General features: G+C 34.1%; 19 protein-coding genes. 10 read left to right on the forward strand and 9 right to left on the reverse strand.

The features are described from left to right. The first annotated feature begins 1 nt into the window (after window position 1). From QLQ94_RS12675 to QLQ94_RS12695, 5 genes are all read left to right on the forward strand, one after another. Complete coding sequence (locus QLQ94_RS12675; protein WP_427402538.1) at window positions 2-1,663, forward strand: family 16 glycosylhydrolase; 1,662 nt, start codon at window positions 2-4, stop codon at window positions 1,661-1,663. 84 nt (window positions 1,664-1,747) lie between these two features. Beyond that, window positions 1,748-2,506, forward strand: a complete 759-nt coding sequence (locus QLQ94_RS12680) for a glycoside hydrolase family 16 protein (protein WP_271336427.1) — start codon at window positions 1,748-1,750, stop codon at window positions 2,504-2,506. 332 nt (window positions 2,507-2,838) lie between these two features. Next, window positions 2,839-3,423: an RNA polymerase sigma factor gene (locus QLQ94_RS12685; RefSeq protein WP_271336428.1), complete on the forward strand. Its 585-nt coding sequence runs from the start codon at window positions 2,839-2,841 to the stop codon at window positions 3,421-3,423. A 51-nt stretch (window positions 3,424-3,474) separates the two neighbouring features. Further along, window positions 3,475-3,618, forward strand: a complete 144-nt coding sequence (locus tag QLQ94_RS12690) for a hypothetical protein (RefSeq protein ID WP_167443809.1) — start codon at window positions 3,475-3,477, stop codon at window positions 3,616-3,618. Between the two features lie 585 nt (window positions 3,619-4,203). Beyond that, window positions 4,204-5,268, forward strand: coding sequence for a tetratricopeptide repeat protein (locus QLQ94_RS12695; RefSeq protein WP_482497361.1), 1,065 nt, complete (start codon window positions 4,204-4,206; stop codon window positions 5,266-5,268). A gap of 14 nt (window positions 5,269-5,282) precedes the next feature. On the opposite strand, the gene QLQ94_RS12700 is transcribed toward QLQ94_RS12695, so the two are convergent. Further along, window positions 5,283-5,960 (reverse strand): endonuclease III domain-containing protein, encoded by a 678-nt coding sequence (locus tag QLQ94_RS12700; protein WP_271336431.1) that lies wholly within the window; start codon window positions 5,958-5,960, stop codon window positions 5,283-5,285. A gap of 307 nt (window positions 5,961-6,267) precedes the next feature. On the opposite strand from QLQ94_RS12700, the gene bcp reads away from it, so the two are divergent. Beyond that, window positions 6,268-6,720 (forward strand): thioredoxin-dependent thiol peroxidase, encoded by a 453-nt coding sequence (bcp, locus tag QLQ94_RS12705; protein WP_271336432.1) that lies wholly within the window; start codon window positions 6,268-6,270, stop codon window positions 6,718-6,720. Window positions 6,721-6,991: 271 nt separating this feature from the next. Here the strand turns inward: bcp and QLQ94_RS12710 are convergent, their stop codons facing one another. Together QLQ94_RS12710 and QLQ94_RS12715 are read right to left on the reverse strand one after the other, a co-directional pair. Then, entirely contained in the window at window positions 6,992-8,212 is a 1,221-nt protein-coding gene (locus tag QLQ94_RS12710) for an IS4 family transposase (RefSeq protein WP_482497362.1), read from the reverse strand. A gap of 132 nt (window positions 8,213-8,344) precedes the next feature. Beyond that, window positions 8,345-9,805: a TonB-dependent receptor gene (locus tag QLQ94_RS12715; protein WP_271336433.1), complete on the reverse strand. Its 1,461-nt coding sequence runs from the start codon at window positions 9,803-9,805 to the stop codon at window positions 8,345-8,347. Between the two features lie 90 nt (window positions 9,806-9,895). Between QLQ94_RS12715 and QLQ94_RS12720 the strand changes: the two genes are divergently transcribed. The 3 genes from QLQ94_RS12720 to QLQ94_RS12730 are packed head-to-tail and all read left to right on the forward strand — an operon-like array spanning window position 9,896 to window position 11,655. Beyond that, entirely contained in the window at window positions 9,896-10,660 is a 765-nt protein-coding gene (locus QLQ94_RS12720) for an MBL fold metallo-hydrolase (protein WP_271336434.1), read from the forward strand. 13 nt (window positions 10,661-10,673) lie between these two features. Continuing rightward, window positions 10,674-11,177, forward strand: coding sequence for a hypothetical protein (locus QLQ94_RS12725; protein WP_271336435.1), 504 nt, complete (start codon window positions 10,674-10,676; stop codon window positions 11,175-11,177). Between the two features lie 46 nt (window positions 11,178-11,223). After that, the gene (locus QLQ94_RS12730) at window positions 11,224-11,655 is read left to right on the forward strand and encodes a hypothetical protein (RefSeq protein WP_427402541.1); all 432 of its coding nucleotides are present in this window, start codon (window positions 11,224-11,226) and stop codon (window positions 11,653-11,655) included. 726 nt (window positions 11,656-12,381) lie between these two features. On the opposite strand, the gene QLQ94_RS12735 is transcribed toward QLQ94_RS12730, so the two are convergent. The 5 genes from QLQ94_RS12735 to QLQ94_RS12755 all read right to left on the reverse strand — a co-directional run bounded on the left by QLQ94_RS12735 (window position 12,382) and on the right by QLQ94_RS12755 (window position 17,690). Further along, window positions 12,382-12,969: a hypothetical protein gene (locus tag QLQ94_RS12735; protein WP_271335535.1), complete on the reverse strand. Its 588-nt coding sequence runs from the start codon at window positions 12,967-12,969 to the stop codon at window positions 12,382-12,384. A gap of 86 nt (window positions 12,970-13,055) precedes the next feature. Beyond that, a complete protein-coding gene (locus QLQ94_RS12740) occupies window positions 13,056-13,700 on the reverse strand; it encodes an alpha/beta hydrolase (protein ID WP_482497365.1) in 645 nt (214 codons plus the stop codon). A gap of 265 nt (window positions 13,701-13,965) precedes the next feature. Then, window positions 13,966-14,292 carry a membrane protein gene (locus QLQ94_RS12745; RefSeq protein WP_042564123.1) on the reverse strand — a complete coding sequence of 109 codons (327 nt, stop codon included), beginning with the start codon at window positions 14,290-14,292 and terminating at the stop codon, window positions 13,966-13,968. 5 nt (window positions 14,293-14,297) lie between these two features. Further along, a complete protein-coding gene (locus QLQ94_RS12750) occupies window positions 14,298-15,554 on the reverse strand; it encodes a dihydroorotase (RefSeq protein ID WP_271335537.1) in 1,257 nt (418 codons plus the stop codon). 207 nt (window positions 15,555-15,761) lie between these two features. Continuing rightward, the gene (locus tag QLQ94_RS12755; protein WP_482497367.1) at window positions 15,762-17,690 is read right to left on the reverse strand and encodes a BatA domain-containing protein; all 1,929 of its coding nucleotides are present in this window, start codon (window positions 17,688-17,690) and stop codon (window positions 15,762-15,764) included. A 285-nt stretch (window positions 17,691-17,975) separates the two neighbouring features. On the opposite strand from QLQ94_RS12755, the gene QLQ94_RS12760 reads away from it, so the two are divergent. Beyond that, the gene (locus tag QLQ94_RS12760; protein WP_271335539.1) at window positions 17,976-19,088 is read left to right on the forward strand and encodes a lactonase family protein; all 1,113 of its coding nucleotides are present in this window, start codon (window positions 17,976-17,978) and stop codon (window positions 19,086-19,088) included. Between the two features lie 141 nt (window positions 19,089-19,229). Here QLQ94_RS12760 and QLQ94_RS12765 read toward each other — a convergent pair whose 3' ends face one another. Then, window positions 19,230-20,582, reverse strand: coding sequence for a DEAD/DEAH box helicase (locus tag QLQ94_RS12765; RefSeq protein WP_271335540.1), 1,353 nt, complete (start codon window positions 20,580-20,582; stop codon window positions 19,230-19,232). Window positions 20,583-20,620: the final 38 nt, after the last annotated feature.

The raw sequence follows: 20,620 nt of genomic DNA on the forward strand, positions 1-20,620 counted from the left end.
CATGAGCAAAAAAATAATTATAAATATCGTATTACTTTTTGCACTGGTGTTAGCAATAAGTTGTCAAAATGACGATCATTCTTTTGGAGATTTGTCAGCACCAGCGAATCTGAAGATTACGGCTGAAATCATAGGGAAAACTGCCGCTGCTCCCAACGGAGACGGATCAGGAATGGTAAAGTTTACTGCAAAAGGAGACAATACCGTTTCGTATAAATATGCCTTTAGCGATGGTACATCAGAGAATTCTCCAAGCGGTATATTTACAAAACGTTTTACAAAAACAGGATTAAATAAATATACAGTTACCGTAATCGCTTCAGGAAGAGGTGGTGTAGCCACCAATATAACGACAGAAGTCGAAGTATTGAGTAACTTTAGAGATGATGAAGCCGTTCAGCTTTTAACTGACGGAACTTCTAAAAAATGGTATTGGTCAGCTTCTGAGCCGGGACATTTGGGAGTAGGTCAAAATAATGGAGATGCTACCAAAAATTATTTTCCAAATTATTATTCAGCAGGAGTTTGGGAAAAAGCAGCATCGCCGGCAAGCAGCTGTTTGTACGATAATGTATTGACATTCTCTAAGGATGGTGACGCATTAAAATTTGAGTTAGATAATGGTGGTTCAACATTCTTTAATGCTGCTTTTGCGAGTGTAGCAGGAGGAAGCTCGCCAAGTGATATTTGTCTGGCATATAATGCGACTGGTAAAAAAACAGTTTCATTAAGCCCTTCAGAGTCAGTTGTAATGGCAAATCCAAATCACGCAACACAAACCAGAGGTACAACAATGAGTTTCTCTGATGGCGGATTTATGGGTTACTATATTGGTCAGAATTCCTATGAGATCCTGTCTATTACAGCCAATAGAATGGTCGTAAGAGCAGTTATGGGCGGTGATCCTTCATTAGCCTGGTATCATATCTTTACTACTGTAAAACCTAGTCAGGCACCTCCTGCAGAATATACAAAATTAGTATGGTTTGATGAGTTTAACACAGACGGTGCTCCGGATCCTGCTAAATGGACTTATGATTTGGGTAAAGGTGACAGCGGTTGGGGAAATAATGAGAAACAAAATTATACCAACTCAGCAACAAATGTGATTGTTCAGGGCGGAAGTTTAAAAATTACAGCTAAAAAAGAAGCTTCTGGCGGAGCTGATTATTCGTCGGCAAGATTAAAAACTGATGGTAAATTTAAATTTACTTACGGTAAAGTCGAGATAAAAGCTAAACTTCCAATTGGTGTAGGAACATGGCCGGCAATTTGGATGTTGGGATCAAACTATGCGACAAAACCCTGGCCAGCCTGTGGTGAGATCGATATAATGGAACATGTTGGAAAAAATCAGAATGTTATTCTAAGTACACTTCATTATCCTGGACATTCAGGAGGAGACGGTAATACAGGTTCTAAAACAATACCAAATGTTTCGACAGAATTTCATGTTTATAAAACAGTTTGGAGTCCTGCATCCGTACAAACGTTTGCAGATGATGTTCTAATTCATTCCGTTCCTAATGACGGCACTTTGCCTTTTAACAGCGACTTTTTCTTAATCCTGAATGTTGCTATGGGAGGCAATCTGGGTGGTATTATTGATCCTGCCTTTACACAATCTTCTATGGAGGTTGATTATGTGAGAGTATATCAATAATTTAGATTAATTAGTAAGAATGAAGTGAGAAGGTCAGTTAAGGCTGGCCTTCTTATTTTTTTTTCGAAATTTTAAAAGAAGACAATGAAAAAAGTAATTACACTATTAATGATTTCCAGTTTTTGTTTTGCACAAGAAGTAAAAAGGAAATTAGTTTGGGAAGAGAATTTTAATAAAAAAGAAGTTAACGAAGCTTTTTGGAATTTCGAAGTTGGTGATGGTTGTCCGGACCTATGTGGTTATGGCAATAATGAAAGACAGATTTATACCAAAACAAATCACGAAATCAAAGATGGAAATTTAATTATCGAAGCCAGAAAAGAAGGCAGCAAATATACATCGACTAAAATAACAACTAAAGGCAAAAAAGAATTTAGATATGGCCGAATCGAAGCCAAGGCAAAACTGCCTGTTGGTCATGGTCTATGGCCTGCATTCTGGATGTTAGGCGCTAATATTGATCAGGTAAAATGGCCAAAAACCGGAGAAATAGACATTTTAGAATATATAGGCAGAGATCCGCATATGGTGTACACCACTTTGCATACCCAAGACAGCCATGGTAATACCATTAATACAAAAAGAACTCCTTTTCCTAATATAGAAGAAGGATATCATGTATACGCAATTGAATGGACAAAAGATAAAATTGATTTTTTTGTAGATACTACACTCGTTTACACCTTTAATCCCGAAGTAAAAAACGAAGACACCTGGCCATTTGATAAACCATTTTATATTATAGTCAATTTAGCGATAGGAGGAAATTTTGGAGGTCCGGAAGTAGATGATACTGTACTGCCTCAAAAATACTATGTCGATTATGTTCGTGTTTATCAATAAAAGAATGTTCGACTGAAAAACTGTAATTAAATCAGATATGAACGTCTTAATTGTTTTATTATTAGGTGTTTATATCTGTTTTTTTGTATTAAAAAAAGAAGGTGAATGAAGCTTTTTTAGCAATATGAGGTCTGAAATCATGTTTGTACAACAAAAATTAACGTTTTATTGTTAATTATTGTTCCACTTGTTTGCTTTTTAAAATAATAATTTGTTAAATTTGGTCAGAATATTAACATAACCACATAAACCCAAAAGAGACGCCTATTTTATAAAACTACTTTTTAGAAAATTACTCCAAATTTTAAACAGAAAACTAAAAAAGTAGTACTATGGCTGATCTGCATATTCCAGACGCTCTATTAGTGAAAAATTATGTCGATGGCAACGAAAACGCCCTTTCGACATTAATTAAAAGACACGAGTCTAAGATATATGGATTTATATATTCGAAGATTGCTGATAGAGATATTTCAAATGATATTTTTCAAGATACTTTTATTAAGGTCATTAAAACCTTAAAAAGTAATTCCTATAACGAAGAAGGTAAATTCCTGCCTTGGGTAATGCGTATTTCCCACAACTTAATCGTAGATCATTTTCGTAAAACCAAAAAAATGCCAATGTACAGAGAAACCGAAGAATTTTCGATTTTTTCTGTAATGTCTGACGATTCTTTGACTATCGAGAACAAAATGATATTCGATCAGGTCGAAGTAGACCTGAAAAAGATAATTGAAGAGCTCCCGTCAGATCAAAAAGAAGTTTTGGTAATGCGTATGTATCAGGATATGAGTTTTAAGGAAATATCTGAAATTACGGGTGTTAGCATTAATACAGCATTAGGAAGAATGCGTTATGCACTAATGAATTTAAGAAAAATAATTGATAAACATCAAATTATTTTAACCAACTAATACTATTTTAAGTAATAGCCCGTTATACTATAATAAAAACATTTTGATAGTATGGCAAAAATTTACTCTAAAAAGGCATTAGCTTCTAAAGATTTAAAACCTAAAAAAGAAGTTGTTTCTTTTTTACTTAATTATTCACAAGCATTAACAGTTGTGAAAATTGAGAATAAGAGTTTTGAAATTATAGCTAATTAAACAGCCCACTATATTTGTCGGATGTTTATTTCGAAAGAAAAACCAAGTGGTCGTTTTGGTTAAAAAGCTCACTATTTGTATGCAAATACAGATAGTGAGTTTTTTTATGCGCTTAAGGCATCCCTTTACTTTTTAATAGTTCATAAAACCATTACATCAATTTAACAATGAATTGGTATATAGGTTTGTGAAGAGTGTTTTGTTAAAGTTTAATATTTTTATCTAATATCAAATATTTATTTTATATTTAGCTTTATTTTAGTTAAAAAACAATTTTTTATTTAATTAAATGGATGTATAAGTACAGTTTATGTATTAAAAAACTTTCAATATGTATAAAGCCAAATTGTTCTAATAAAAATAATAGTTTAACCAAAACCAAATCATCTATGACCAAAAACTACCCTAACCCTGTTTTGTTTGTTGTCTATTTTAATATTTCGTAAAGAATATTAGAAAAGAGAGTGTTTATTAAATATTGATAAGTAGTAAAGGTGAAAACTTTCAACCTTTTAAATCCATGTTTATAATAAGCACTCCATAAGTAGTACCCTTAATCTATTTAACAACCAAACCTAACAGAAAATGAAAAAGAGCCTTAAAACCTTATTAGTGCTACTATTGCTAAATACCGGAGCACATGCTCAAAAAGAAGAAATTAAAGAAGCACAATCCTATTTAGCCAAAGGAAAAACTCAGGAAGCAGTAGCTATTTTAAAAAAAATAGAATATCTCGTCATCAATGCCCCCGTTGAGGTAAAGTCAGACTTCTACTTTACAAAAGGAAATGTTTACAAAGACTTAGCAACTAAAAATATAGATGCTGCAACTAATTTTGCTTTAGCAGTAGGAGCTTATCAGGATGTATTATTATACGAGAACGATTCTCAAATTTATAAATATGCCTTCAAGGCAAGTGTAGCACTAAAAGAGATGAAATCTAAATTGGTAGATGGCGCTTACAACGATTTTAAAGCAGAGAAATTCAAAGAAAGTGCAGACAAAAGTTATGAAGTTTACCTGTTCGACAAAAAAGATATCAGAAATTTATTTAATGCAGCCTCAGCTTCTTTATCAGCCAAAGATTATAAATCAGCCATTAAATATTTCGAGGAACTTAGAAAGCTAAATTATACCGGTGAAGGAGTTCTTTTTTATGCAACCAATAAAAAAACAAAAACAGAAGAAGCTTTTGTTTCAATGAGCGCCCGGGAAGCAGGTATTCAGGAAGGATTATATGAAAAACCAAGAAATGTAAATCCACCCTCAAAAAAGGAGGAAATTATGACTTCTTTAGCCTTCTCTTATATGGAAACTAATGATTATTGCAGTGCTGAAAAATATTTTGAAGATGGCTTACAAGTCAATCAAAATTGCATAACCTGTTATATTAATCTGGCTTATATAAAAATAGAGTTCAAAAAAGAATTACTTGATTTGATGGGCACCTTAGGAAACAGCCCTAATGAAATGCAGCAATATGATAAGTTAGATGCCCAAAAAGATGATATTGTAAAGAGCGCCATTCCGTATCTTAAAAAGGCACTAACAATCGAACCAAAAAACGAAAATGCTGCAAAATCACTACTCGGTATCTATAGATCGCTCAATATGACCAGCGAATACAATACACTCAAAAGCAGTATGTAAAAACGAAATAGAAGCTACTTAACAATCTTTTTAGTAGCTTCTTCCTTTTTAGTTGCTTCTTCGATCAATGATTTTTTTCCAACAGTTCTCGTAATAATATCTTTCTCTAAACTCCAGCCTCTTGCAGGCGAATACTCACGTCCGTACCAGATAATTTGTAAATGTAAATCATTCCATAATTCTCTCGGGAATAATCTTTTAGCATCTTTCTCAGTCTGCACCACGTTTTTGCCATTCGATAGATTCCATCTGAGCATCAGCCTGTGAATATGCGTATCAACCGGAAAAGCAGGAACACCAAAAGCCTGAGACATCACCACACTGGCAGTTTTGTGGCCTACAGCAGGTAATTCTTCAAGAGCTTCAAAACTCTGCGGAACCTTTCCGTCATGTTTGTCAATCAAAATATGCGATAAACCGTGAATTCCTTTCGATTTCATAGGCGACAAACCACAAGGACGAATAATTTCCTTTATTTCTTCGACGGACATTTTAATCATATCATACGGATTATCAGCCTTTGCAAAAAGTATAGGCGTAATCTGGTTCACACGTACATCCGTACATTGAGCCGAAAGTAAAACCGCAATCAACAGTGTATAAGGATCTTTATGATCTAATGGAATGGGTATAGTAGGGTAGAGTTCTTTTAACGTATTTATAACAAATTGTATGCGAGCTTCTTTATTCATTTCCGTATTTTTAATCTCGTAAAAATAGTATAATTTTAATGATGTGCCTAATCCAGTTTTTCGTTACAACTCCTCGTTGTGGCAATAACATTTTTAAGCATTCGCAAGAGCTTCCGTTGGTCGCTTTGCCAATACAAAAAATGTAAATTACCGCAACTCCGGGGTTTTCACTGCAATCTGGGGCATGAAAAAAAGTTGTAAGTAAAAAGTTAAAGGTTCAAAGGTATTGACTAAATTAAATCTCTAGTGTACTTATTTAAAATCTATGTTCTATATTCTTTTTTCTAAAATCTAATAATCTAAATAAATGACAACATTAAAAGCAGGTGATAAAGCTCCTAATTTTTCAGGAGTAGATCAGGACGGAAAAACACATAAACTAGCAGATTACGCCGGAAAAAAATTGGTAGTTTTCTTTTATCCAAAAGCAAGTACGCCAGGATGTACAGCAGAAGCATGTGACTTAAGAGATAATTTCGAACGTTTTAAAGCCAATAATTACGAACTTCTGGGAGTAAGTGCTGACAGTCAGAAAGCGCAGCTAAAATTCAAAGACAAATATGAATTTCCTTTTCCTTTATTAGCAGATGAAGATAAAGCTGTAATCAACGCATTCGGAGTTTGGGGACCTAAAAAATTCATGGGAAAAGAATATGACGGAATCCACAGAACAACCTTCGTAATAGACGAAAACGGAATTATTGATGAGGTTATCGAAAAAGTAAAAACAAAAGAACACGCAGCCCAGATTTTGAAGTAGAAATTTTTGTTTCAGGTTTCAGGTTGCAATTTTGACGTGTAATTTTGGTATGGTTTTACCGCAAAGTACGCTAAGTTTTTTTGTTCCTAGTTTTATGAAAAGTAAAGTTCGCAAAGCTTTGTGTTGAAAAAGCTTTGCGAACTTTACTTTTTTTTTAAGCTTACGCATACAAAATTTAGCGTGCTTTGCGGTAAAATTTTTATTCATTCAGAGCCTTAAACAAAAAAAGTCCCTAAATAAGGTAGTAGTGGTCGGAAGAAATTCCGGCCACTTATGTTTTAAAGACTTTTGAAGGATCTCCCCCGGAGAGTGTTACCATTATTGCTGTAATTAGCTCTCTTAATTCCATAACAAACCTTCTTTTAGCTGTTTTATAACCAAGGTTGTTTGCTTTCTTGTAAATTAAAACTAACATCGCTACAATTAGAGTCATATAAATCATGACTTGTATTCCATTTTTGCTGAGTGATACAAGATGACTAACATTGAGCTCTTGTTTTATAAACCTGAAAAAGACTTCAATATCCCATCTTCTTCTATAATAATCAGCAACTTCTTTGGCTGTAAGTTCAAAATCATTAGTTATAAACCAAAATTCTTTTTCTGGATTTTGTTTGTTTTTTACAATGACCAATCTGAATTTAGTTTCAACTATTTCTTCTCTATAATGTGTGTTTCCTCGTTTGTTTTTAATTGGAGTTCCTGTATAGAGATTGATAATGCTGTCTTTTATTAAGAGGTTTTCTCCGATATCTAAATCTTGATTTTCTTTGATTAGGGATTCTAACTCTTCATGCTTACGATTTTCTCTGGCTCTGATTACAAATTTGACATTCTTTTGGTCAAAATCCTTCATAGTACGGGTGGATTGAATACCTCTGTCAATAATATAAATATTAGGATGTTGAGCATCTTTTTCGACCTGCTTTAAAATAGCCTCGGGGAGTGCAATATCCTCAGATGAATAACTCTGAGTATTAAACACTTCTGCACCTGCCGGAAGAATCCCATCAAAGGAAACACTATATTTCACAAGCTTTTTACCGGTCTTTTGGTCAATACCTTCTCTGAGTTTTCCCACAGCTTCTGAAACAATTGTACTGTCAACGCGTATTAAATTGTACTTGTCTCTTTCTGCTTGATTATAATTCTCTGAGAAACGATCATACATGTATTCAAAAATTTCTTTGAAATAACCCGCATCAATCTTCGATAATCTCTCAGAAATAGAACTTCTCCTGACTGTTTCAGATTCCTCTAGATTGAAAATAGTTTTAAAACCGGAATAATTAAAAGTATCTTCTAATGTGCGCTGACTGAGTTTCTCATTGTCTAGAATAGCATACAGAAGTAGGTAAAATACTTTTTTACCATGAAGTACTTTTGAATAATGGTCTACTTTTGTACTAGTAGAGAGATGTGACAAGAGTGCTTCAGGAATAAAACCTAGCAGCTCATTAACGCATACTTTGTGATCTTTAAAATTTGCCATAAATTACTGATTTACGGCAATAAATATACAAACAAGATTAATCCTGTTAAGAATAATTTGTTAAGAACAAGACAAAAAAAAGTCGGAAGAAAAATCTTCCGACCATGACTACTAAATAAGGGACTTTTTTCTTTAAGTATTTTGTTCTAATTCTTTCTGCGGATGATATCCAAAAAGATGATGTTCTTTTATAATTTCGGCAATACCAGACGGAAGCATCGGTTCCCAACCTGGTTTTCCCTGATTGATCATTTTTAAAACCTCGCGGGAGAAAACTTCTAAATTGTGCGGATCATAATCAGCAATATCAACCACTTTTCCGTTGAATTTAAAGAATTTATACAATTCTTTCATTCTAGGATGTACCTTTAAGTTGTTAGAGTCCATCAAAACGCCATTGTCATCTAACATCGGATATAAGAAAACTTTCATATCTCTATAGAAAAGTTTTCCAAAGGCTTCCAGGATTCCACCGCTTAAATGACGGTAGTACTTCTCATCAAAAATATCAACTAAATTGTTTACACCCATTGCCAATCCCATTCTGGCCTTAGTATAATTAGCAAAGTATTCAACCACTTTATAATATTCCTGAAAGTTTGAGATCATTACAGTCTGGCCTAGTGAACAAAGCAATTCGGCCCTGTCCATAAAATCACGTTCATCAATTTCACCATCAGAACGTAAATTCGAAAGTGTAATTTCAAAAATAACCAGTGTATTATCTTTCTCAACCTTATTTTCCTCAAGAAACATTTTAAGCGATTTCTCGTACATGTCCATGTTTACTTTTGTAACCGGACGAAAACTTCCTCTAAGAGCAAGAAGGTTCTTTTTGTATAAGATAGAAGCCGGCAGAATGTTTTTTCCTTCAGGATTGAACATTACCGCATCAGTCATTCCGTTTTTGACCAATTGCAAACTAACCAAACGATTGTCAACATCTGCAAAACGAGGTCCTGAGAAGTTAATAGTGTCAATTTCGAGTTGGTCTTTGTCTAAGTGATCGTATAGGTAGCGAAGTAATCGTTTAGGATCGTTGTATTTGTAAAAAGCACCGTAAATAAGGTTTACTCCTAAGATCCCCAGTGTTTCTTGTTGTAGTCTGGCGTCAGTTTCTTTAAAACGAATGTGTAGAATAATTTCGTTGTAAGCTTCATCAGGTTCAATTTGGTATCTGATTCCAACCCAACCGTGGCCTTTAAATTGTTTGGCAAAATCTATAGTTGCAACAGTATTGGCATAACTAAAAAAGAGTTTGGTAGGATGTTTTTCTCTGCTTAATCGTTCTTCGATTATTTGACCTTCAAGAGTCAGCATTTTTTTTAATCGCTCTTCCGTTACATAGCGGCCATCACTTTCAACTCCATAAACGGCATCACTGAAATCTTTGTCATAGGCAGACATTGCTTTTGCAATTGTTCCCGATGAACCTCCGGATCTGAAAAAATGCCTGACCGTCTCTTGTCCGGCGCCAATTTCAGCAAATGTTCCGTAAATATTCTCGTTTAAATTAATGCGTAACGCTTTGTCTTTTATGGAAGGAATCTGTTCGATGACCTTGTCACCTTTGAGTTTTATTTCTGTACCCATTTTATTTTAAATAGATTTGTTACAAAGTTAGCAAATTAGGCTTCTAATGAAAGAGAAATAATCCTATTTTTGTAAAAAAAATAAGTTCAATTGAAGGTATATTTTTTAGGTACAGGTACTTCCCAAGGCATTCCGATCATCGGAGTCGATCATCCTGTTTGCAAAAGCACTGATGCTAAGGACAAAAGGCTTCGCGTATCCATCTGGATTACGTGGGGCGAACATTCGTATGTAATAGATTGTGGACCCGATTTCAGGCAGCAAATGCTTTCGTGTGGCTGCAGACATCTTGATGCAATCCTGTTTACACACGAACATGCAGATCACACGGCAGGTTTAGACGATATTCGCCCGTTTAATTTCAGGCAAGGCGAAATTCCCGTTTATGCACATCAGCGAGTGATCGATAATCTAAAACGACGTTTTGATTATGTTTTCGAAACCGTAAACAAATATCCGGGCGCTCCAAGCGTTAAAACGATAGAGGTAACAAATAACCAACCTTTTGCCGTTGGCGATAAAATAGCTATTCCGGTCAATGTAATGCACGGCGATTTACAGGTTTTTGGTTATCGTATTGATGATTTCGCTTATCTCACCGATGTTAAAACAATTCACGAAACGGAAGTCGAAAAACTAAAAAATCTTAAAGTTTTAGTGGTAAATGCTTTGCGTGTAGAGCCACACGATACACACTTTAATTTGCAGGAAGCACTGGATTTTATCAATTTAGTAAAACCTGAAAAAGCTTATTTAACCCACATTAGCCACGTTTTAGGCTTTCATGAAGAAGTACAAAAACAATTACCTAAAAACGTATTCCTGGCTTACGATAACTTAGAAATTACAATTTAATTATACCATAAAAATGAAAAAATCCTTAATGCTTTATCTTTTTATCCTTGCGATACTTATGAATGTCTTTACTTATATGTTTTACAGCAGAGAAGTAAAATTTGGGCAGGAAAGATATGATAAAACGACTAAGAAACTAAGAGACAGTATTAATTTAGTAACAACGCAGTTGGCTGATGCTAATTATTTTTCTCTGGAACACAATGAAAATGCACAAAATTATTTTGATAATACCGCTTCAGGAGGAAAAGTAATTTTATACGAAAAATTGATTCCCGTGGTAACAGAAAAGTTATTGGATTTGAATGCGAACCCAAACGGAAACCCTTATACAGGTCAGGATAAAATAGGCCCAAACAAGTTTATCATTAATAAAGTAAAGATTTTAAACCACAGATGGATTATAGCTGATTATAGCAATGGTGAATTATGGGGAGAAGTCTTATTAAAGTATTTTGTTGATAACGATGATAAGATTACTTTTGAAGTAAATCAAACCTGGTTGTATCAGAAATAGTATTTAGAAGGCTATTTTTTATCACCACTTTTAAAAAATAGAGTTTATGAAAAAGATATTTTTATTTTCGATTATTATTGGTCTTTCATTTTCTTGCGCTAAGAAAGTTTCAGAAGAAAGTAAAACGCCAAAAGAACAAGAACCAAAACCAGCTGTAGTAGTTGGTGGAGATTCAGATGCTCATGGTTGCAAAGCTTCTGCAGGTTATACATGGTCAACGCTCAAAAATGAATGTGTACGTCTTTTTGAAGTGGGTACCAAATTAGCTCATGCTGAAGATGGAAAAAAATATTCGACAGTTGCCTACGTAATTTTTGACGGGAATAAAGCCGAGCTTTTCCTTGATACTCAAAAAGAGCCCATTCTTTTAGAAAGAAAATCAGAAGGTGATTCCTGGCTTAAAGACGATTATCAATTGATTCCCTGGAAAGGTTATGTGCTGAAAAAAGCAGATAAAATTATTTATACCGGAGAATAATTAGTTTACAGTATTCAGTCGCAATTTTCAGTTTGAAGATTGCGGCTTTTTTGTTGTGTGCCCAGCATGGGCGATAACTCTAGGGTGTAAGTCCCGAACACGCCTTTACAGTGGGAAGTGTTAGCTGAATGCAAGGGTGTCCATCGCGAGGTGGAATCTGAAGGAAGCAGTAGGCAAACTCTTGACCTGACGAACAGAAACTATATAAAAGGCCAAAGATGTTGGATAAGGTTGCAACACAAACTGAAGTCCAAAACTGTACGGAAACATCATGGTAAATATAGCAGGTATATGAGAGGAAAGTTGTCGTTCTTACCTGGGGAGGTCTTATAGACATAGGGGGAGTTTTTTTTTTTTTTTAAGAAAAGCACTTATGGATAACAATTGCTATAAGAAGTCAGCAGAGGTCATAGTAGGTACTGTAAATGAGTACCGAAGGACTGAACTTAATTAAGTGAGTAGTAAATGAATGTTACCTATGAAGGCACGAATGCAGAAAATATCAAGTAATTTGATAACTACCTTGGGAAGGATAGGACGGAATCCGACAGCTACCAGGGAGTGCAGACCTTTATTGGGATAACTGAAAACAACCTCACGGAAGTACTTTAGGTTAGGTATCTATCTTAAAATGTATCGTAAATTAAGAACCGCCTTGGTACGGATCCGTATGCCGGGTGGTGTGGAAGGTCGCCTAGGGAATTAATCCCTAGGCTCCTATCCGATTTAGGAAAAATATATTGTCATGAAAATGATGGCATAAATCCAAAAGTTGTAAAGGATTGTAAAACTGAATCCGTACAATGTACTATTTAAATAATTGCCTTTGCACTTGCCTGATTTCTTAAAAACCAGTCTCAATGCCCTAAAGAAAATCCAATAGAGCATAGCGATAAAAGTTAAGATAGAAAACCACAATATTGCACCAAAAGCCCAGCACAAATAGCTAATTACAATAGCCATAATAAACCATAAAATTAGGCTTATTATAATTCCGAAAATTCCTTCGCCCCCATCTGGTAGATCGTCAATACTTCGATCTGCAACGGCTTCTCTTATAAATTCAATTTTTGATGCATCAAAACGATCTGTTATTTGGCCAAGATTATCTTTTATTTTAATTCCCTTAAATAATCCAATAGATATAAATAAAAAGAATGCCGTAGATAAAATTGTTGTTGATAATAGCGAATTTTCAAAAAAAGAGCTATGATCGCCAAGTCCAAAAAGCCAAACAGTTAAAATAGTTAGGGATATAACAATGAGCGTAATTACAAATATATTCCTGGAGTTCAGAATTTTATAGTTGCTCATTTTGCTTAATTGATTGAAGATTAAATTATTATTTAATTGACTTAAAAACTGAGAACGAGACTCAATACTGCGAGTAAGTACTAAAACTACTCAGCCAGCCAATTTTTAAAATCAAAGAAATTTTGAGGAGCAACACCATGACCAACAGGATATTCCTTATAAGTCACGGGAATATTTAGTTTTTCAAGAATAGCAGGAGTTTTTCTTGCCCAATCAATCGGGATTACTTGATCTACAGTTCCGTGTGACGCAAATATTTTCAGGTTTTTAAAGTTATTTTTCTCAAAACCTTCTTTAATGATTTCTTCATTAAAATAACCGCTCATAGCCACTACTCTCTGAATTTTTTCAGGATAAGAAAGTGCGACAGCGTAACTCAAAATCGAACCTTGACTAAAGCCAACCAAATTCACATTGTTAGCATCGATAGGGTAATTGGTAACTAATTCATCAACAAAAGCAGCAATTGCATCACGGGAAGTTTTTGCTTGTTCGTTATCCGAAAATTTATTCTGATCGGCATCAAAATTAATCGCGTACCAGGCATATGCACCATATTGCAAATCATAAGGCGCACGAGCAGAAATAATGTAGTAGTTATCAGGAAGTTCAGTAGCAAACGAAAACAAATCGGCTTCGTTGCTGCCGTATCCGTGTAACAAAAGTAAAACAGGATTTTTATCTAAGATTACTTTTGGCTCTTGTATTTTATATTCTAAAGATAGATTCATTTTATATTAGTTTTCAGTCGCAGTCTCAGTTTTCACTTAAGCTTCGACAAAGTTTATTTTGAATTTCTGCTTTGTCAAAGTTTTAAATTTTGATAAAGCTTGTTGAGATTGTTATAATAAGATTTGTTTTTATCTGCGTTTTAGTTTGCAAATCAGCGTCATCTGTGTTCTAAATTTACACGCTGATAAAACAGGTTCACTAACGCAAAAACGCGGATTGTAACGGTTTCTTTTTGGAATTTGGATTTTTAAAAATTTAGAATTTCTACCCGATAGATTTAAACCATTTCTGAAATAAATTTCCAACCAACGGTATTGGTCTCATTTGTCCCTGAATAGCACTAAAAATACCATAAGTCCATAATATAGAAATACAAATCCACATAGGGAAAGTAATCATAAAGCTGTCGAAATTGCTGATAATCGCTCCAAAAGAGATAAAAGCAAGCGATAATCCTAAAGCCTGACGAATATGAAAAGAGGCAAAACTATTTTTATTTTCAGAGTTCATAGACATTGCGATCAAAACACCAATAATTAAAATATAACTGGTAATAGCGATTGATTTTCCTTCTTCGATTGAATTATTCATTGTAATTATTTAGTGATAACAAGTTGATTTTGATTTAAAATTCCGTACACAGAACCTTTTATTTCGGTTCCTAAAAAAGCAGAATTTTTAGATTTCGAAAGAATATTTGCTTTCGTAAAAGTTGATTTTCCTTCAGGATTAAAGAAAGTAAAGTTAGCTTTAGAACCTTCGGCAATCGAATTATTTTCAATTCCGAAAATAGCTTTTCCTGAGGTTAATTTTTCAATTATAGTTTCGATTGGTAAGACGGTGTGTAAAGCTCCAAAAGCACTTTCTAGTCCAATAGTTCCATTTTTAGCCGTGTCGAATTCCATTTTTTTGAATTCAATATCAATTGGGTTATGGTCTGATGTAATAATATCAATAGTTCCGTCCGTAACTCCGTTTAATAATGCTTGTCTGTCAGTTTCCGTTCTTAGTGGTGGCGTAACTTTAAAACGCGTATCAAAACCTTCTAATTTTTCGTCGGTCAAAACCAAGTGATGCACAGCAACGCTCGTAGTTACTTGTAATCCTTTTGCTTTAGCTTCTCTAATTAACTCAACTGATTTAGCTGTAGAAATTGTCGGAATATGAAGTTTTCCACCGGTATATTCTAATAGAAATAAGTTTCTGGCGATTTGTAATTCTTCTGCTAAATTCGGAATTCCTTTCAGGCCTAATCCGGTCGAAACGATTCCTTCATTCGCAACACCATTTCCTTTTAGATTAGCATCTTGTGTGTATGTAATTACCAATCCGTCAAAATCCTGTACATATTGCAAAGCTATTTTCAAAAGATTAGCATTGTCGATACTTTTATTGTAATCTCCAAAAGCAACAGCTCCGGACTTTTTCATGTCAAACAATTCTGCCATATCTTTTCCTTCGCTTGCTTTGGTTAAAGCACCAATTGGGAAAAGTTCCGTGGCAAAACCATTTGCTTTATTTTTTACAAAATTTACTTGTGACTGATTGTCGATAACAGGGAAGGAGTTGGGTTGCAGGGCAATTGCCGTAAAGCCGCTTTTTGCAGCAACATTCAATCCGTTTGCGATAGTTTCTCTGTCTTCATAACCTGGTTCTCCAAAAGAAACGCTGCTGTCAAACCAACCTTGCGACAGATGTAAGTTCTCCAACTTTACTTCGGTTGTGTCCTGGATATCAAGAATCGAAGTTCCTATTTTTTCTATTAAACCATCTGCAATTAAAAGATCAACCGTCTGATTATGAAACGGACTTTTTGAATCTATAATTTTGGCGCTTCTGATGATTATTTTCATATGTAGATAAATTTATTTTGTATACAAATAGTATTTTATAGCGTTCTATTTGTCATTTCGACGAAGCAGAAATCACATCCAATATTCTATGCAGTGCGTTCTCAGCGCATGTGATTTCTCCTTCGTCGAAATGATAATCTGTGTGTATGTCGTATTTCAACTTTATAAACTTAATCTCTTAATGGTTCAAAAAAGAAAACTTTAAGTTTATTTCACAAACTTGATAATTGCCATTTCTAATGCTAAAAATAACAGTGCAAAGATAACAAACCATTTCCAAATTTGGCTGTCAGTTCGTTCAGTTTGTAGCGTATTAAAAATGGTCGAAATCGTATCAGCAGTTTTAAAATCAGAAACCACGTTGGTATTCACCTGACTTAAATCGCTTTCGCTTCGTTTGTAATTGAAGCTCAGGTTTTCTACCCATTCTTTTTTATCAAAAACCCCATAATTCCCAGCTGTTTCAGGGAAATCATTGAAGATTAATTTTACTTTATTATTCATTATTTGCTGAATCGGAATAAAAGAATCTTCAGTTCCTCTGACTTCCAGAATGGCGTCTTTTGTCAATAAAACATCTGTAAAATAAGGTTGATTATTTCCAATGGTCAATGCATTAACACCGGTTTTCTGATTGTTTTGCCCCATTTTATAAAACAAAGGAACAATCAAAGGCGATTGCTGAAAGTTCGAATTTGTTGTATTTATTGGTGCTGAAAAAACAGTAATTCCTGAAACCGGATTCTGAATCGCTGTTACAAAAACACTTTGGTCTTCATACGATAAAACTGCCGGATATGGACTCGAAATATTAAATGAACTGTTTGTTTTTGGATATTGAAAATTAGTAATTTTATTCTCGAAAACGCCTGAAAACAAAGGATGATCAAAATTGATTTTGGTAATTAACTTATTTTTATTTTCAAGATCCTTAAACTGAATTTTTCCAAAATTCCCCAGAAAAGTATTCAGATTTGAAACAGAACTTTTTTCAGAAGGAATAACGACTAAATTTCCACCTTTAGAAACAAATGCTTTTAAGGTGGTTTGCAAAGCCTGAGGAATTTCAATTAATTCATTCAGGATAATAGTGTTTTGTTTTTCTAAACTATTATAATCTAAAGTACTAATAGAGTAATTGTTATAATTGAATTCAGCTGAAGTATAGATTCGGGATAAGAAATTACTTTTCTCCGGTTCTCCAATACTAATAACATTCGTTTTTTTGTTTTTCGAAATGCTAAAATAAAGTGTGTTGTCATACGTCAAACCATTGTCTTCGATAGTTACATAACCATGAAAGGCTTCTTTTGGAATCGTAAAATTGACTTTCTTTTTCTTTGCATCAAATTTGATAATGGTTTTTGCAATCAATTTGTTTTGATTGTATAATGCCATCGTTACTGGTTTTAAATCCTCTCCGTAAGCGGATAGATTTACGCTGATTTCATAGAAATTCTCCAAAGTCTGATTGATAAAAACACTATCAATTGCGACATTATTTTTTTGCTCGGCTTGCGGAATAATAAAATACGGTTTCTCTTCTCTATCAATGTTTTTTACATCTTTTTCTGCGAGACCAACAGCATCTGTAATAATAACAATATCTTTTTTATAAGCCGATTTATGCGCTTTGATTTTTGCCATTATTGACGAAAGCTCAAAAGGAGTGGCACTGTATTTTAGATTTTGTAAAGCGCTTTTTGATGATTTTATATCCGTATTCCAGTAGTTTTCAGTGTTGGTTAATAACGAAAACTGAGTTGTTTCAGGAGTATTTTCGAGTAATTCCTGAACAGCACGTTTTAGTAATTCTCCTTTTTTACCTTTAGCCTGCATACTAAACGAATTGTCCAGAATAATATACATTTCGTTAGTTGCATTTTTACTATCCTTAGCTTCAAAAAAAGGTTGTGCGAAAGCAAAAATAATACAAGTCAGCAATAGTAAACGAGTCGCTAATAAAAGTCTCTTTTTGATTTTAGAACTTTTTCGGGTTTGTATCGAAAGTTCTTTTAAGAAGCGAACATTGGTAAAATAGGATATTTTAAAACGTCGTAATTGAAATAAATGAACCAAAATTGGAACGATCAATAAAAACAGAAAGTATAGAATTTCGGGATGTTTAAAATGCATTCTGGCTTAGATTTATTTCACTACGTTTTGTAGCTGCTGGTCAAAAATACAAATTTTTAGTCAAACCATATAGGTAATAGTATTTAAACCATATAAGTAATATACCGGATACAAGCTAGATTCGAATTTTGCAAAAGTTAAATGAACTTATCGTACTTGTATGGTTTAAAAATAGCAAAACAGAGTTTGAATAATGTAACTTATGTAATTTCTTTTATAACAAAAAATAACTTTCCGAAAGGTATTATTGATTATTTTAGCCTATTCAAAAAACAAATGAAAACTATGAAAAGATTATATATAGTTCTTTTTTCGACTTTAGCTTTTACAGCTTCACAAGCTCAGAATAAATTCAATTTATTGGTGGGAACTTACACCAATACTTGCGAAAGTAAAGGAATTTACGTTTACGAATTTGATGCAGCTTCGGGTAATTTTAAATTAAAGAATTCTACCGAAAATGTAGTAAGTCCTAGTTATGTATCCGTTTCGACAAATAATAAATTTGTTTATGCGGTAAACGAAAACGGAACACAAAGTGCTGTAACGGCATTAGCATATGACGCGCCAACAGGTAAACTTAAGGTATTAAATACGCACTCTTCTCTGGGAGCGGATCCTTGTCATCTAATAAACGATGATAAAAACGTGATTGTTGCTAATTATTCCGGAGGAAGTATTGCAGTTTTTAAGAAAAATGCTGACGGGAGCATCACAGAAGGTCAACAAATGATTCAGCATGAAGGAAAAGGACCAAATGCTGCGCGTCAGGAAAAGGCACATGTGCATCAAGTTGTTTTTTCTCCGGACAAAAAGTTTGTTTTATCGAATGATTTGGGGCAGGATAAAGTTTTTATTTATAAATACAATCCGGGTGCGAGCCATGAAGTTTTAACTTTAAAAGGAACTGTAGATGTAAAAAAAGGAAGTGGCCCAAGGCATTTAACCTTTAGTAAAGACGGGAAATTTGTGTACATGGTTCAGGAATTAGATGCGACTCTTACTACTTTTAGTTATGATAAATCAGGAAATTTAAAACTTCTTGCCGAAACGAGTATTTTACCAAAAGGATTTACTGGAGGAACTGGCGCAGCAGCGATTAAAATTTCGCCTGACGGAAAATTTTTATACGTAACAGATCGTGTGGATGCCAATAATATTTCAGTTTATAAAATTCAGAAAGACGGAAGCATTAAGTTTGTAGAGCAGGAAAGTACTTTAGGAAAAGGCCCAAGAGATTTTGCCATTGATCCAACAGGAAATTACCTTTTGGTAGGTCATCAATATACAAATGATATCGTTATTTTTAAAAGAGATAAAACCACAGGAAAGCTTACCAATACCGGAAAAAAGATTGAATTGTGTTCTCCGGTTGGATTGGTTTTTACGAAGATATAGTTTTCTTAAAAGGTACTAAGGCTCTAAGTTGCTAAGGTTTTGAGTTAAAATAAAAAATCCTAAAGATTGTATCAATCTTTAGGATTTTTTATTTTATATCGTCTAAAAAGAAAGCCTTAGCTACTTAGAACCTTTAAAAATCTATTTATTCTTATCTTTTCTCTTCTTGTCTCTCGTTTTCAACATATTTCGATTGACAGATCCGTGGGTTTTCTTTTTGGTTTTAGAAGGTCCTCCAAGATTTACTTTTTTATTCTTTTTATCTTTTTCATGAAAAGCACCATCACCGGAAAGTTTTTGTTTTTTCATTAAAAACTTAATCGGCTGTTTGTCTTTTTCAGGCTCAATTAATTTTAATGAAATTTCAACTTCTTCAGGAAAATCTGCAATTGCAAGTTCTTGATTCATCAATACTTCAACTTCGACTTTAAATTCTTCTTCACGAGGCGTGATAAAACTAATCGCGGTTCCTGTTGCATCTGCACGACCTGTACGACCAATTCTGTGCATGTACAATTCAGGAAATTCAGGAAGTTCAAAGTTAATAACGTGAGAGATATTCGAAATATCCAAACCTCTCGCCATAATATCAGTGGTGATCAATCCGCGAAGATTTCCTTCCTGGAATTCTGCCATGGTACTCAAACGATAATTTTGAGATTTGTTCGAGTGAATTACTCCAAACTGACCTTCAAAATCTTCTTCGATTCTGGTATGAAGCATGTCTGAAATCTTTTTATTATTCACAAAAACCAAAACACGTTCCATGCTTTCGTTTGTTTCTAATAAATGTTTCAACAGGTTTACTTTTGTATTAAAGTTAGGAACATTGTATGTAACCTGAGTAATGTTTTCAAGCGGAGTTCCGGAAGCGGCAAGTGTAACTTCTTCAGGGAAATCAAAAAAGTCATTCAAAACAGCATCAACTTCATCAGTCATGGTTGCAGAGAAAAGAATGTTTTGACGTTTGGTTTTCATCATCGCCAAAAGCGCTGTCAATTGTGTACGGAAACCAAGATTCAGCATTTCGTCAAACTCATCGATTACTAATTTTTGAGTTTCATCAAAACGAATAACAGCATCAAGCGCTAAATCCATTGTACGACCCGGCGTTCCAACAAGAATGTCGACACCTTCGTAAACAGCTTTCTTTTGTGTATTGATATTTACTCCACCAAAGATACCAAGTGTACTAACTGACATGTATTTGGTTAATTTCTCGACTTCTTCTACAACCTGAACTACTAATTCGCGGGTTGGAACCAGAATTACGATTTTAGGCGTATTGGTTGGTGTAAATTTATATAATTTTAAAAGAGGTAGTAAGTAAGCAAATGTTTTACCGGTACCGGTTTGCGCAATTCCCATCATATCACGGCCAGACATAATCACAGCAAAGGATTTTTCCTGAATAGGTGTAGGCGTAACAAAGCCTAATTCGTCGATTGCTTTTTGTACTGATTTTGGAAGATTGAATTTTTCGAAAGTGCTCATTTACATTAAATTTTGTGCAAATGTACGTTAAATTCATG

This window comes from Flavobacterium sp. B114r (assembly GCF_056824125.1).